Below are 13,291 nucleotides of genomic sequence, written 5' to 3'. Positions count from 1 at the left end.
GGGCGGCGCAGCCCGGGCGTGGCACCGCACCGGTCCGACGGATCGTCCTGGATGAGCTCTCGGGCGGCGTCGTGGAGCGACTGGATCCGGGCAGCGCCGCGTACGTCAACGGCAGCGGCCTGGCCAGGGCGTCGCCGATGGGTATGGGGCTGTACCGGATTGAACCGGTGGGGAAGGTCGGCTCGGTGCGCACCCCGACGGTTCAGGTTGAGGTGCGTCCGAAGGAGCGGCTCGGTCTGGGGCGGCTGCTGTTCCTGCTCGGTTACGCGGGGGATCAGGGATTCCGCGAGGATTCCGTTGCCGCCGTCGAGGAGCCGGAGCTGTGGGGTGCGCTCGCCGAGTCGCTGGCGCAGCTCGCGGACCGTGCGCTCAGCCGCGGGGTGCTGCAGGGCTACCTCACCGTCGATGAAGCGCTGCGGACCGTCAAGGGCCGGATCCGGATCTCGGACCAGATCTCCCGCCGGCCCGGCATGCTGGTACCGCTCGAGGTGTCATATGACGAGTTCACCGGGGACATCGCGGAGAACCGCATCCTGCGGGCCGCGCTCGAACGGATGTCCCAGGTCCCGGGGGTGCGCCCGGAAGTGCTCAGCCGCCTGCGCCAGCTCAAGGGCAAGCTCGCCGCCGTGACCCGTCTGCAGCCCGGTGCCCCGCTGCCGGTGTGGCGCGCCAGCCGGATGAACACCCGCTACCACGCGGCCCTCCGGCTCGCGGAAGTGATTCTGCGCAACGCCTCGGCGGAGGCCGGCGACGGCCAGCAACAGTCGGCGTCGTTCGTGGTGGACATGTCCCAAGTCTTCGAGGACTTTGTTGGGACGGCACTGCGGGAAGCCATGGGATCCTACCCGGGTGAGATGCGGCTGCGGTACAACGCTCTGTTCAACGAGGCCGTCCGCGACTCGGACCGGATCGTGGTGCAGCCCGGCGCTGTCCATCTGCTAGGCGGGCGGCCGGTGATGGTCTACGATGCCAAATATCAGGCCGCGGCCGACGTCGGGGCGTCACCGTCGGCGGACCACTACCGGATGCTGGCCTACTGCACCTCGCTGCGGGTGCCGACGGCGTGGCTAATCTACCCGGGCGCAGGAGAGGTAAAGCTGCGACGGATCCTCCACACCGATATCGACATCGTGGAGTTCCCGCTGGACCTGTCCCGGCCGCCGTCGGAAATCCTCGCCGCAGTGGCGGACCTCGCGCAGCAGTCCTGGGGCGAAGTCGTGCGTCAGGCGGCTATGGGCCGCTGAGCATGACCAGCCATCGGCGGCTGTAGCGTCCGACGGCGTTAGGCCGACCACGTTGGCGACCGACGGCGTTAGCGTTCGACGGCGTTAGGCCGACCACGTTGGCGACCGACGGCGTTAGCGTCCGACGGCGTTAGGCCGGTGCGTCCTGGCGGACCGACATCGACAGCAGATGACTCAGGAGTGCTGTCTCGGGTTTGCCGGGATTGTCCGCGACATGCCAGCGAAGTTTTTCTCGAACCTCCGCCTCTTCGGGCCTGGTGTCGGCGAGAATCGCATCAATGATCTGGGACACCTGCCGACGCAGGGGTTCGAGATCAGGATCGACATCAGCGGAGCGTAAGTTTCGCATTTGGGAAGCCGGTGATGAACTTGACTGTGATGTTGCGGTTCTCAGCGACTCATTCGGCATCAGCAAGTGTGGCATCTGGCGCTCTCCCATAGGGGTAGGTGTACGACTAAATCTGGACCGAACAGGTTCCATGCCCCCGACTTGGAATCCTACCCGAGACAGACCACTCTGTCTGCAAGTTGGGACTAGGCTAGCCTTGATGTCTCTTTCAGCGAATTCCAGAGCTATAGCGTCTTCGCCGCGAACCTTGGCGGACGGCGAGTGTTCTGGCGTGGCCGGTCCGGTGCCTCCCGTGGCAGTCTCGGGTGTGGCCGTTTCAGGCATGGCAGTCTCGGGCGTGGCTGCGTTGGGAGTGCGGGAGCGAATTCTCGCGGTTGCTTATGAATTGCTTTCCCGGCGGGGAGTCCGCGGCGTCGGGGTCAATGAACTGATCAGTCGTTCCGGCGTGGCGAAGGCGACCTTCTACCGGCATTTCGCATCAAAGGACGAGCTTGTTCTCGCTTTCCTGGAACGCCGTGACCAGCAATGGACCGTGGATAAGATCCTCTTCGAGGCCCGGCGCAGGGGTGGCACTCCCGAGGAGCAGTTGCTGGCGATCTTCGATGTCTTTGCCGACTGGTTCGCGCGCGAGGACTTCGAGGCCTGCTCGTTCATCAATATCCTGCTCGAGATGGGGGCCGACCATCCGCTTGGCCGGGCCAGCATCGACTACCTAGCGAAGATCCGGGCTCATGTGCAGCAGCTTGCCCAGGAGGCGGGCCTTCGCGATCCGGTGGATTTCGCCCGCTCCTGGCACATCCTCATGAAGGGTTCGATCGTCTCTGCCGCCGAGGGCGACCTTGCCGCGGCCGGCCGTGCGCGCCAAATGGCCGGCTGGCTGATTGACCACCACCGGGGTTAGTGTTCCGAGGCTGATGCAAGAACATGGGCGGATCCGGCAGACGACGGCGGCACGCGGCGCGGGTGGGAGCTTTTAGTGAGTTATTTTGGAGTCCTTGCTATGGAGGTTTCCGGGCTCCGGCTTGACGCTCCTGCCCAGTTGCTTCCACGCGCCCCGGTCGGCACCCGCGGAATCCCGGGCAATCCCGGGGAATCCCGGGGGCTGGCGCGGGTTCCGGAACCGAGTAACTGGGCTGGAACGTCGTCACCCGGGCTATTAAAAAGGTATCGGGAGCAAGCACGCACGCAGCAACCCCGCCGCTGAGCATGTCCATCGGCGGGGCTTCGGGGCTTCGGGGCTGCGGGTCGGCAGATCCTTCGGGACTTGGTGGCCGGCGGGGCGGCCGCATGCCACCGATCCGCCACAGATGGCCGGGATGACGGTCTCGTAGCGGCCATCTGTGGCGAACGGGCGCCCACAAACGACGCCCACAAACGACGCATCACCAACCGGCGCACTCTGGCTGACCCCGGACGTGACCTACGGACACAAATCGATGGCGCGCCCCGGCAAACAGCCCCGCTCACCGCTCCGGGCCGTGATGATGGACCTGGTCGTTGAATGGAAACGCCAATCGCGCCCGCTAACTCGCCGGAATCAAGCCACTACCCACGACTTCGCATCAACCCTGGCTAGCGGCTCCGTGATGCTGGCGCGCCGGGGCGGAAGAGAAGCACAATTTCGAATTAGTTTCCCGTGGTGGGTTCAGCCGCATGGGCCCGAAGGAATACATCCAACTGCTGCTCCAGCGCCGACCGGTCCCGCAATTCGCATTCCCAGACGGTGAGAACTTCCCAGCCCGAGCCTTCCAGCTGCCGGCGCTGCTCGGCGTCGCGGTTCCTGGTGCGGGTCCGCTTGGTTTCCCAGAATTCGGCATTGGATTTGGGTGCGTGCTGCCCGACGCGGCAATCGTGGAAGTGCCAGAAACAGCCGTTGACGAAGATCACTTTGTGGCGGCTGGCGAACACCAGATCAGGGCTGCCGGGGAGCTGTCCGCCGCGCGCCGTGCCGTGCAGCCGGTACCGGTAGCCCTTGGCATGCAATAGCCGCCGAACCAGCAGCTCCGGCTTTGTGTTCTTCCCCCGGATGCGTGACATATTCCAGCTGCGCCGCTCCGGAGTCAGCTTGTCAGCCATGGTTACAACACTTGGCGGGCCAGATGGGTCTAGATCTCGCGCTCGGGATGTTCGCCGAACTGGAAATGACGGCCGGTCGTCGAGGTCGGCTCGATCTCGACGAAGAAGTCTTTTAACGTGGGCACCCAGGGCTTGAGCCCCAGGGACTCAGCCGCTGCGATGTCGGCGGATTGGTCCAGCACTCGCGCGGTGCCGCGAAGGACCACGGACCAGGCCTCGTCGGACAGGATGCCGTCCGTTTCGAAGAGCACCTTGGAGTTGATGGTCAGCTGGGCGAGTTTGTTGCCGGGCGCCGTACGTAGGTAGAGCTTCCTGCCGCTCACCGCGTAGTTCACCGGGAAAATATCGGGTTCACCGGCGACGGTGACCACGAGTCTGCCGTGTTTGGTGCCCTCGATCACTTTCCAGATCTGCTCGTCGTCGAGGTTGAGAATGGGATTGTCGTCTGCGTGTTCGAACATCATGGCTTCATTGTTCTGGCCCATGTAGAAAAACGCCAGTGGCTTACGGCGGAAAGTCCGCGTGCGTCGACTGCACTTGCCTCGTGCCCGAAAGCGGGGTGGTAACTTCTCAGCCCCTTCCATACTCTGTCCGACGCGGAACCCGCCATGGCTTGCCAGCAGCCCACTGTCTCAGCGCCCGATTCGTGCGGCAACGGCCGGGGTGTCGCCGCGCTGGTGCTCGGCATCGTGGCCGTCGTTTTCTCGTTCAATCCCTTTATGGGCGTGGTGGCCATTGTTCTGGGACCGCTGGCCGTCCTCTTCGGCACCATCGGCCCCAACCGCAAGTTCGCCAGGAAGGGTGCGGCGGTGGCCGGGCTTGTCCTGGGCAATCTCAGCAGTGTCATTGCGGCAATCTGGATGACGGTCCTGTCGGCGGCCCTTTCCTCGGCTGACCGGGCGTTTGATTCGGAGCACAAGGCGGCATTCAAGGTGACTACAAATGGCAAGGCCTCTGTTGGCGACTGCAGCGGCAAGTGGCTGGGGCCAACCAGAAGAAGTAACCGGCACTTCAGGCCAGGGACGGCGGCAGGGCGCGTCCGTGCGGGGAGTCCCGTAGGTCTGCTGCCGTTGCTATTGCGGGGTGAAGCGGGAGGCTGTGGATAACCTTGGTGTCCAAAATGTGATGTCAGTTACCCTTATCTTATTGTTTGGCTTCGGGCGTCTTGATATCTATCGGGGGGAATAGCTGACCATGACAACTCGCACTTCGATCGCCGGCCGCTGGCGGGCGGTCGCCGGCGTCCTCGTTGCTTCGTCCCTGCTCTTGGTCACCGCCTGCAGCGGCGGCGGAACAGCTCCGGGGCAAACGGCTGCCCCGGAGTCTTCTGGACCATCGACGACGGCGTCGGGGAATTCCAGCAGCGCCACGCCCGCGGCCAGCTATAAACCGGCCGACGCCTCGGGAAAGGCCCAGAACGTCCCGGTGCCGGAGTTGCCGGAGGTGGCGAAAGCTGAGACGAAGGAAGGGCTGGAGGCCTTCGCGAGGTACTGGTTCGCTCAGTTGGGTTTCGCCTATGAGACCGGTCACTCGTCCGGGCTGGAGTCAGTGACATCTCCGATCTGCGAATTCTGCTCGAACATTACTCGTTCCTTGGCCACAAGCTACGAGACTGATCGCTGGTTGGTCGGAGGACGCATTGAGACGCCTTCGATCAGTACAACCTATGAGTCTCAAGCAGACGGCCAATATCAGGTGATAGTGCAAGTGCAGCAGTCTACGATCTCTTACTTTGGCCCGATAGGAACCGAGTTTAGGCCACCAACTCCGCCATCGGACACGGGAAATGTCATGCTCGTTGCCTTCAAGGACGGCGCGTGGCAGCTCACCGGGCTGCATCCGATTCGATGAGCATTTCGCAGCGTCGATGGCGTCGAAGCCTGCAATTCCTCACGGCCGCGCTTCTATTGTCGGGGAATCTCCTCTTGGTTGACTCGGCATTGGCAGAGGAAGGTGGAGTCGACGCAGGCTTTGGGAATCAAGGCATCAATGTGGGCGGGTGGAGGCTGGATCCAGCGACTGGAAAATTCGTCGCTTTAGTGTCCGGATCCATCGATGCAGACCCCTCCCAATACAAATACGAACTTCAGTGCCATTTGGGCGGAGGCGATTTCGACACGGACTGTTTGGCTGTCCGCGTGGACTGTAAGAACGGGCCAGACGGCAAGGACGGGATCCCCGTCGTATGGCTGAAGGCTCCGGCAGGCGTGCCGAACCCCACATGGTCGTTCCATTCGGGGCCAACCTGTCTCTTCGATCCCAGGCCAGAGGACCTGCTGCCCCGGATTGCCGCGATGATCCAAACCGAATTCCAGAAGCTTCCGGTTGCCGCAGGAGTTGTTACGGCCCAGCCGAGTCCACACACGCTGCGCGGCGCGGAAACCAATTTTTTCGCCGACGCGACCGAGCAGCAGTTCGACATTACGATCCTGGCACAGAGTGTCCACATCGTCGCCAGGCCGGTGCAGTACACCTGGAGCTACGGCGACGGCACCTCTGCCGGCCCTCAGACTGCGGCCGGCGGCCCGCTGCCGCAGGACCGTTGGGGCGAGAAGACCGCGACCAGCCACGTCTACCCGCAGACCGGTGACTTCTACGTGGGCCTGACCACCCACTTCCAGGGCACCTACTCTGTCAATGGCGGTCCGCCGCTGCCTATCCCGGGCCAGGGAACATTCAGCTCAGAGCCGCAGACCGTCAGCGTCTGGCGGTCGATCACCCGGAACTATGCGGACGATTGCCTCCGGAACCCGCAGGGCCAAGGCTGCCCCGGCGTCGCTCCGCCACCGGCCTAGACGATATGCGGGTGCGCCGTGCTGCTCCCACTGGTTGACTTTGCCAGTGGCCTCCGTCCGGAAGTCCCAGATAGCGGGGGAGCCGAAATTCGTGGCTACGCTCGCAGCTCCCGGTCCACCCGCTCCATCCGCGCGCTCACCAGCTGAAGGCTTGGATCAAACGGTCCGATCAGCTTCGCCGCAGCGGCCGCCGCTTCCGTATCGGCGGAGCCCATGTCGCTGGTGCACCATTGCAGGATCAGTCGGGCGTCCCCGCTGGAGCGCACGGACGCACCGACGGCTGCATTGAGCTCATCGCGCATAAAACCGATGGAAAGGTTCAGCGAACGGTTGAGCAGTTTCGCCGGATAGGCTGCAAACGCCTCGCCAACCCGGCCCTCCCGCAGATGGCTGGCCACATCCGAGGCATCCGTAACGACTCTGACGGCTGCAGAGAAACGGTAGGGGTTCGCTTCGACCACAGAGCCCACAACGGTCCGTATTCGGTGCATCTCCGTCCGGATTGCCGCGCCGGTGCCGTCGTCGCCGTGGATCTCGTAGGCCAGCTCATCGGCGCTCCACCCCTGGGCACGCGAGGCCAGCAGGGCCAGGATCTCGGCGCGGCGCAGCGTGAGTGGACGTGGGGCGCCGCCGTCGATCGCCGCGGAAGGTGAGTCGCCCAGCAGCCGCAGTGCCAACTGCGACCGGGCGCCGCCGTCGTGCGGTGTCCACTCGTCACGTCGCAGCGGCCGCCCGCCACGCCAGATGCCGCCGTCGGGAGTCGCTGCCGATTTCAGCAGTTCTTCTGCAAGCCGCACGCCACACCGCACAAGCCGCAGGCTGTCCGGCGTGACCGACTCGAACGGGCCGGACACATCAAGGACCCCGACGACTTCGCCCGTAAAGGGATCGCGAATGGGGGAAGCGGTGCAGGCCCAATCGTGATGGGTCCGCACAAGGTGCTCGGCCGAGAAGAGTTGCGCCGGCGCGCCGGTGACCAGGGCTTCGCTGATGGCATTGGTGCCGACGCCGGATTCGGACCAATCGGCTCCTTCCACGAACTCCAGGGAGTCTGCGAGCCGCAGCGCCTGCCTGCTACCCACGCGCCACAGCACTTCGCCCTCATGATCGGTCACGATCAGCAGATGGCGTCCGGTTGCTGTCTCGTCGGCCAGCAGCTGTGACAGCGCGGGCATAACTGCCGCCAGTCGATGGCTTGCGCTGAGGGAGCGCGCCTCGGAAACTTCATGACGGTGGAGCGGGCGGTGCCGGTCCGGATTAATGCCCAGCGCAAGGGAGCGCTGCCATGACTTGGCGAGCGACGGCGACAGGAGCGGATTCGGGGTGCCGGAAATCGTGGCCTCGTGGGCCTGCCGGAGAGTCCGGGCGTACTCTGCCGGCGCTGAAAACCTGAGATCTGAGAGTTGCCTGGAGGAGGGTGTGCCTTGCCGCATGCTCATCCCCCAACTCGCCCTCGAATCGTCGCACCTGACCGGTCCCTGCCTGCAACGACCAGCTAAGCGCCGGCCGACAACGTGAGACCTCCGTGTAACCCGATTGTAACCCCCTGCGGCTTTTACTTGTGATGCGGGTCACTGCATGGTCTGGGCGCCGGGTAACGGTCTGGACGCCGTGCAACGGGAGCAACCCACTGTCAGCAAGGGAAAGAGGAAACATGCCTGAGTCACCAAACGGCGTCGTCCGGGCCTGGCTGGCGCAGTTCGACAACGCACTGCGCAGCCACAATATGGACGCCATCCTGGAGCTATTCGACGACGATTCGTACTGGCGCGACTTCGTCGCCTTCACCTGGAACCTCAAGTCCCTTGAGGGTAAGGAGGACATCGGCCGCATGCTGGATGCAACCCTCGACGACGTGCAGCCAAGCAACTGGACCCTGGCCGAGAACGCCACCGGGGATGCCGCCAATACGGAGGCCTGGGTGAATTTCGAGACCGCCCAGGCCCGGGGCTACGCCCATCTGCGTCTCCGGAACGGCAAGTGCTGGACCCTGCTCACCACCATGCAGGAGCTCAAGGGCTTCGAGGAAAAGAAGGGCGCCAACCGGGAGAAAGGCGTAGCCCACGAGATCACCAAGGGCCGCAAGTCCTGGTTGGAACTGAAAGAAGAAAAGGAAGCGCGGCTCGGCTACGAAGACCAGCCCTACACCGTCATCATCGGTGGCGGGCAGGGTGGAATCGGGCTGGGGGCGCGGCTGCGCAGACTCGGCGTGCCAACGCTCATCATCGAGAAGAACGATCGCCCGGGCGATTCCTGGCGCAACCGCTACAAGTCCCTGCACCTCCACGACCCGGTCTGGTACGACCATCTGCCGTATATCAAGTTCCCCGACGACTGGCCCGTTTTCGCGGCCAAGGACAAGATCGGCGACTGGCTGGAGCACTACACACGGATTATGGAACTGAACTACTGGTCCAGGACCGAGTGCACCAACGCCCGCTTCGACGACTCCTCGCAGGAGTGGGTGGTTGAGGTAGTGCGCGACGGCGAACCGGTCACCCTGCGCCCCAAACAGCTCGTCTTCGCCCTGGGCGTCTCGGGCTACCCCAGCGTCCCCGCGTTCGACGGCGCCGAATCCTTTCTGGGGGATCAGTACCACTCGTCCAAGCACGACGGCGGCGGAGACTGGGCGGGGAAGAAGGCTGTGGTCATTGGCTCCAACAACTCGGCGCACGATATCTGTGCCGATCTCTGGGAACATGGCGCCGACGTCACCATGGTCCAGCGGTCCTCCACACACATTGCCCGCAGCGAATCCCTCATGGATCTTGCGCTTGGCGATCTGTACTCCGAGAAGGCGCTGGCCAACGGCGTCACCACCGAAAAAGCCGATCTCCTGTTTGCTTCCTTGCCGTACCGGATTCTGCCCGCAGCCCAGATCCCTGTGTATACGGAAATGGCAAAGCGGGACGCGGAGTTCTACTCCCAGCTGGAGGCCGCCGGATTCGACCTGGACTTCGGCGTGGACGGCTCCGGCCTGTTCCTGAAGTACCTGAGGCGCGGCTCCGGCTACTACATCGACGTCGGCGCCTCGCAGTTGATCATCGACGGCCGGGTCAAGCTCGCCAATGGCGAGGTCGGCAAAATTACCGGCAACGCCGTGGTGCTGGCAGACGGGACTGAACTGGACGCCGACGTCATCATCTACGCGACAGGTTACGGATCCATGAACGGCTGGCTGGCGGACCTGGTCTCGCCCGAGGTGGCCAACGCCGTGGGAAAATGCTGGGGTTACGGATCGGATACCCCCAAGGACCCGGGGCCGTGGGAGGGGGAACTGCGCAACATGTGGAAGCCCACCAACGTGGAGAATCTCTGGATCCACGGCGGCAATCTGCACCAGAGCCGGCACTACTCCAACTACCTGGCGCTCCAGCTCAAGGCACGGATGGAGGGGCTGCCGACGCCGGTCTTCGAGCTTCAGCCGACGCACCACACACGCTGATAACCACCCAGATCAGGCTACGGCTGTACCGACATGGCCCAGCCGTGGCCCTTCCTAAAGGATGTCAACAACATGTCTGTTCAAAACAAGGTAGCCCTCGTCACCGGCGCCAGCCAAGGGATCGGCCGGGGTATAGCGCTGCGATTGGCCCGGGACGGATTCCACGTTGCTGTGGCGGATCTTGATTCTCAGCAGGAGAAAGGCGAGGCCGTTGTTTCCGAAATTGAGGCCGGCGGTGGCCGGGCAGTCTTCATCGCCGCCGACGTCGGGCGGCGGGCAGATGTTGTGGGCGCAGTCGAGACGGCTACACAACAGCTCGGCGGTTTTGACGTAATCGTCAACAACGCGGGCATCGCCCAAGTCCGTCCGGTGCTGGAGATTACGGAGACGGATCTTGAGCAAGTCTTCCGGATTAACCTAGACTCCGTGGTCTGGGGTATCCAGGCGGCCGCTGCAAAGTTCGATGAACTTCAGCACGCCGGCAGGATCATTTCAGCCGCTTCGATCGCCGCAGTGAAGGGCTTTCCGATTCTCGGAGCGTACTCGGCATCCAAGTTCGCGGTCCGGGGCATCACCCAGGCCGCGGCGCAGGAGTTGGCGCCGAAGGGCATCACCGTGAATGCGTATGCGCCGGGCATCGTGGGCACGGGAATGTGGGAGTTGATCGACCGGGAACTGAGTAAGATCAACGGTAAGCCGGCCGGCCAGAACCTGAGTGAGAACGTCAAAGCTATCGCCCTGGGCCGCATCGAGACGCCCGACGACGTTGCGAAGGTAGTCTCTTTCTTTGCCGGGCCGGATTCGGACTATGTCACCGGCCAAACGCTGCTCGTAGACGGCGGCATCCTGTATAGCTGAGCCCATACGAATCAGACATCCATAAAAAGGCGGAACAGAACATGAAAGCAGCACGATTCCACGCCCGCAAAGACCTCCGAATCGAAGACATCCCGGAGCCGGAACTGCGCCCGGGCGCGGTAAAGATCGCCGTCGCCTGGTGCGGCATCTGCGGCACGGACCTGCACGAGTTCCTGGAAGGGCCCATCTTTTCCCCGCCGCCCGGACATCCCCACGGACTTTCACACGAAGCCGCCCCGGTCACTATGGGACATGAGTTCTCCGGCACTGTCGAGGAACTTGGCGAGGGGGTCAGCGGCCTTGCCATCGGAGACAGCGTGGTGGTCGAGCCGTACTTCGTCTGCAATGAATGCGGTCCCTGCCTCAGCGGGCACTACAACCTGTGCACCAAGATGGGTTTCATCGGCCTGGCGGGTGGCGGCGGAGGCCTGAGCGAGAAGATTGTGGTTGACGCCCGCTGGGTCCACCCTGTCGGCGACATCCCGCTAGACGAAGCCGCTCTTATCGAGCCCCTCGCGGTGGCGTATCACGCCGTCGGGAGGAGCGGGCTCAAAGCCGGGGACGTCGCCGTCGTGGGCGGTGCGGGCCCCATTGGCCTGCTGACCGCCGCGGTCCTCAAGGGTCTCGGCATCACCACGATCGTCACCGAGCTGTCGGCGGCCCGCAAGGACAAGGCGCTTTCGTCAGGGGTGGCGGATCATGTTCTCGATCCGAGCTCGGACGACGTCAAGGCGCGGGTACTGGAGTTGACCGCAGGCGCGGGGGCCAGTGCCGCGTTTGAATGCGCCGGGGTCAACGCTGTGCTGGACACCATGCTCGACGTCGTGAAACCTGCCGGCGTCGTGGTCAACGTGTCGATCTGGGGGCACCCGGCCACCGTTGACATGCAAAAAGTCGTTCTGAAGGAAATCGATCTGCGCGGCACCATCGCCTACTGCGGCGATCATGCGGCCGCCATCAAGCTCGTCCAGGAAGGCAAGGTCGATCTGAAGCCGTTCATCACAGGAAGAATCGCCCTGGCTGACCTCGTGGACAAGGGCTTCGACACCCTGATCAACCACAACGACACTGCGGTGAAGATCATCGTCCATCCTTAGTGATCCGGGTCTCATGTGGAATAGCTGCAGGCGCCGTGCAGTTGCCGACGGTGAACTCAATCCATGGTGAAAGGAACTGCGCATGCTGTTTTCCCCGATGACACTCGGCGAGCTGGAATTGCCCAATCGACTCGTGATGGCGCCGCTGACCCGCGTCCGCTCCGGCAGGGAAGGGATCCCCGGCCCGCTGGTGGTGGAGCACTACCGCCAGCGCGCCTCGCTGGGACTGATCGTCAGCGAAGGCACGTACCCCAGCCACGCCGGCCGGGGATTCCCGGGCCAGCCCGGCCTGGTAACCGAGGAACAGCTCAAGGGCTGGGCCAACGTAACCGCGGCCGTGCACGCGGAGGGCGGCCGGATTTTCGCGCAGGTCATGCACGCCGGCCGGGTCACCCATGAGGACACCAACGGTGGCTTTGAGGTTGTCGCACCGAGCGCCATCGCGATCGATGGCCAGACCCGCACCTACGCGGGCCAGAAGCCGTTCCCGGTTCCGCACGCCCTGACCGCCGAGGAGCTGCCGGGCATCGTCCAGGAGTTTGTCACCGCGTCCCGCAACGCGATCGGTGCCGGGTTCGACGGCGTCGAGCTGCACTCCGCCAACGGCTACCTGCTGCACGAATTCCTTTCCCCGTCAGCCAACCACCGCGACGACATCTACGGCGGCTCACCGGAGAACCGTGCGCGCTTCGTCATTGAAGTGACCCGGGCCGTGGTGGACGCTATTGGCGCCGACCGCGTCGGCATCCGCATCTCCCCGGAGCACAACGTCCAGGGCGCCATCGAGCTGGACGCTGCAGACATCCACGAGACCTACGCACACCTGGTGGACGCGTTGGCGCCCCTGAAGCTCGCCTACCTCAGCGTCCTGCACAAGGAACCCACCAGCGATCTAGTGCAGGATCTGCGCACCCGCTTTGGCGGCACGTTCCTGCTGAACACCGGCTTCGGCGTCATCACGACGCGCGAGGAGGCCGTGGCGCTGGTCGCGGACGGCCACGCAGACGCCGTCGTTGTGGGACGTCCGGCCATTGCCAACCCGGACCTGGTGCGGCGCTGGCGCGAGCGACTCCCGGTTAACGAGCCGGACCCGTCCACGTTCTACGGTGAGGGCGCCAAAGGCTACACCGACTACCCGGCGTACCAGAACTAGGTCCGGCCCGAACCACCACCGCCGCTGCGGCCGGACATGTCCAGCCTTAGCCATGAACAGTGAGCAGAATGCCATTCTGCTCACTGCTGGCGCTTGTGAATGAGCATGTCCGGCGGCGCAGGGCTCCAAGAATGGGCATGTCCCGCGGGGGGGTGTCCCTATGTTTTTTGTCAAGCGGTTTGGGGAGCTTTTTCCTCGTAGAGTGTGTCGTTGCGTAGCATGGCGTGGATGACGTCGCAGCGGCGGCGTGCCAGGCAGATGACGGCGGCGTTGT

Annotated in this window: 13 protein-coding genes; 9 read left to right on the top strand and 4 right to left on the bottom strand. The window is 64.0% G+C overall.

What is annotated here, in order from left to right; genetic code table 11:
- Positions 1–47 precede the first annotated feature (47 nt).
- The gene (locus AC50X6_RS11735; protein ID WP_494966479.1) at positions 48–1,244 is read left to right on the top strand and encodes a 5-methylcytosine restriction system specificity protein McrC; all 1,197 of its coding nucleotides are present in this window, start codon (positions 48–50) and stop codon (positions 1,242–1,244) included.
- 130 nt (positions 1,245–1,374) lie between these two features.
- Here AC50X6_RS11735 and AC50X6_RS11730 read toward each other — a convergent pair whose 3' ends face one another.
- Complete coding sequence (locus tag AC50X6_RS11730; RefSeq protein ID WP_494966384.1) at positions 1,375–1,593, bottom strand: hypothetical protein; 219 nt, start codon at positions 1,591–1,593, stop codon at positions 1,375–1,377.
- Positions 1,594–1,915: 322 nt separating this feature from the next.
- Here AC50X6_RS11730 and AC50X6_RS11725 point away from each other — a divergent pair, with 322 nt between their 5' ends.
- Positions 1,916–2,494, top strand: coding sequence for a TetR/AcrR family transcriptional regulator (locus AC50X6_RS11725; protein WP_494966478.1), 579 nt, complete (start codon positions 1,916–1,918; stop codon positions 2,492–2,494).
- Positions 2,495–3,219: 725 nt separating this feature from the next.
- Here the strand turns inward: AC50X6_RS11725 and AC50X6_RS11720 are convergent.
- Entirely contained in the window at positions 3,220–3,669 is a 450-nt protein-coding gene (locus AC50X6_RS11720; protein WP_494966383.1) for a very short patch repair endonuclease, read from the bottom strand.
- Positions 3,670–3,698: 29 nt separating this feature from the next.
- Positions 3,699–4,133, bottom strand: coding sequence for a pyridoxamine 5'-phosphate oxidase family protein (locus AC50X6_RS11715; protein WP_494966477.1), 435 nt, complete (start codon positions 4,131–4,133; stop codon positions 3,699–3,701).
- Positions 4,134–4,277: 144 nt separating this feature from the next.
- Between AC50X6_RS11715 and AC50X6_RS11710 the strand changes: the two genes are divergently transcribed.
- The 3 genes from AC50X6_RS11710 (at position 4,278) to AC50X6_RS11700 (ending at position 6,464) form a co-directional block, all read left to right on the top strand.
- Positions 4,278–4,775 carry a hypothetical protein gene (locus AC50X6_RS11710; RefSeq protein WP_494966382.1) on the top strand — a complete coding sequence of 166 codons (498 nt, stop codon included), beginning with the start codon at positions 4,278–4,280 and terminating at the stop codon, positions 4,773–4,775.
- Between the two features lie 88 nt (positions 4,776–4,863).
- Positions 4,864–5,520 (top strand): DUF6318 family protein, encoded by a 657-nt coding sequence (locus AC50X6_RS11705; protein ID WP_494966381.1) that lies wholly within the window; start codon positions 4,864–4,866, stop codon positions 5,518–5,520.
- Positions 5,521–5,963: 443 nt separating this feature from the next.
- Positions 5,964–6,464, top strand: coding sequence for a PKD domain-containing protein (locus AC50X6_RS11700; protein ID WP_494966380.1), 501 nt, complete (start codon positions 5,964–5,966; stop codon positions 6,462–6,464).
- Positions 6,465–6,559: 95 nt separating this feature from the next.
- Here AC50X6_RS11700 and AC50X6_RS11695 read toward each other — a convergent pair whose 3' ends face one another.
- Positions 6,560–7,897: a GAF domain-containing protein gene (locus tag AC50X6_RS11695; RefSeq protein WP_494966476.1), complete on the bottom strand. Its 1,338-nt coding sequence runs from the start codon at positions 7,895–7,897 to the stop codon at positions 6,560–6,562.
- A 221-nt stretch (positions 7,898–8,118) separates the two neighbouring features.
- On the opposite strand from AC50X6_RS11695, the gene AC50X6_RS11690 reads away from it, so the two are divergent.
- The 4 genes from AC50X6_RS11690 (at position 8,119) to AC50X6_RS11675 (ending at position 13,017) form a co-directional block, all read left to right on the top strand.
- Positions 8,119–9,909, top strand: a complete 1,791-nt coding sequence (locus tag AC50X6_RS11690; RefSeq protein ID WP_494966379.1) for an NAD(P)-binding domain-containing protein — start codon at positions 8,119–8,121, stop codon at positions 9,907–9,909.
- A 72-nt stretch (positions 9,910–9,981) separates the two neighbouring features.
- Positions 9,982–10,767, top strand: a complete 786-nt coding sequence (locus AC50X6_RS11685) for an acetoin reductase (protein WP_494966378.1) — start codon at positions 9,982–9,984, stop codon at positions 10,765–10,767.
- A 41-nt stretch (positions 10,768–10,808) separates the two neighbouring features.
- A complete protein-coding gene (locus AC50X6_RS11680; protein WP_494966377.1) occupies positions 10,809–11,864 on the top strand; it encodes a 2,3-butanediol dehydrogenase in 1,056 nt (351 codons plus the stop codon).
- An 82-nt stretch (positions 11,865–11,946) separates the two neighbouring features.
- Complete coding sequence (locus AC50X6_RS11675) at positions 11,947–13,017, top strand: alkene reductase (RefSeq protein WP_494966376.1); 1,071 nt, start codon at positions 11,947–11,949, stop codon at positions 13,015–13,017.
- Positions 13,018–13,291 lie beyond the last annotated feature (274 nt).

Source organism: Pseudarthrobacter sp. HLT1-7 (assembly GCF_059383435.1).
This window is presented reverse-complemented; position numbering and strand designations above follow the sequence as displayed.

Bases quoted from the DNA above. Each gene is read 5' to 3' on its own strand.
- AC50X6_RS11705 (WP_494966381.1), top strand. From the start codon at position 4,864: ATGACAACTCGCACTTCGATCGCCGGCCGCTGGCGGGCGGTCGCCGGC.
- AC50X6_RS11680 (WP_494966377.1), top strand. From the start codon at position 10,809: ATGAAAGCAGCACGATTCCACGCCCGCAAAGACCTCCGAATCGAAGAC.
- AC50X6_RS11730 (WP_494966384.1), bottom strand. From the start codon at position 1,593: ATGCGAAACTTACGCTCCGCTGATGTCGATCCTGATCTCGAACCCCTG.
- AC50X6_RS11720 (WP_494966383.1), bottom strand. From the start codon at position 3,669: ATGGCTGACAAGCTGACTCCGGAGCGGCGCAGCTGGAATATGTCACGC.
- AC50X6_RS11685 (WP_494966378.1), top strand. From the start codon at position 9,982: ATGTCTGTTCAAAACAAGGTAGCCCTCGTCACCGGCGCCAGCCAAGGG.
- AC50X6_RS11710 (WP_494966382.1), top strand. From the start codon at position 4,278: ATGGCTTGCCAGCAGCCCACTGTCTCAGCGCCCGATTCGTGCGGCAAC.
- AC50X6_RS11695 (WP_494966476.1), bottom strand. From the start codon at position 7,897: ATGCGGCAAGGCACACCCTCCTCCAGGCAACTCTCAGATCTCAGGTTT.
- AC50X6_RS11675 (WP_494966376.1), top strand. From the start codon at position 11,947: ATGCTGTTTTCCCCGATGACACTCGGCGAGCTGGAATTGCCCAATCGA.
- AC50X6_RS11700 (WP_494966380.1), top strand. From the start codon at position 5,964: ATGATCCAAACCGAATTCCAGAAGCTTCCGGTTGCCGCAGGAGTTGTT.
- AC50X6_RS11690 (WP_494966379.1), top strand. From the start codon at position 8,119: ATGCCTGAGTCACCAAACGGCGTCGTCCGGGCCTGGCTGGCGCAGTTC.
- AC50X6_RS11715 (WP_494966477.1), bottom strand. From the start codon at position 4,133: ATGATGTTCGAACACGCAGACGACAATCCCATTCTCAACCTCGACGAC.
- AC50X6_RS11725 (WP_494966478.1), top strand. From the start codon at position 1,916: ATGGCAGTCTCGGGCGTGGCTGCGTTGGGAGTGCGGGAGCGAATTCTC.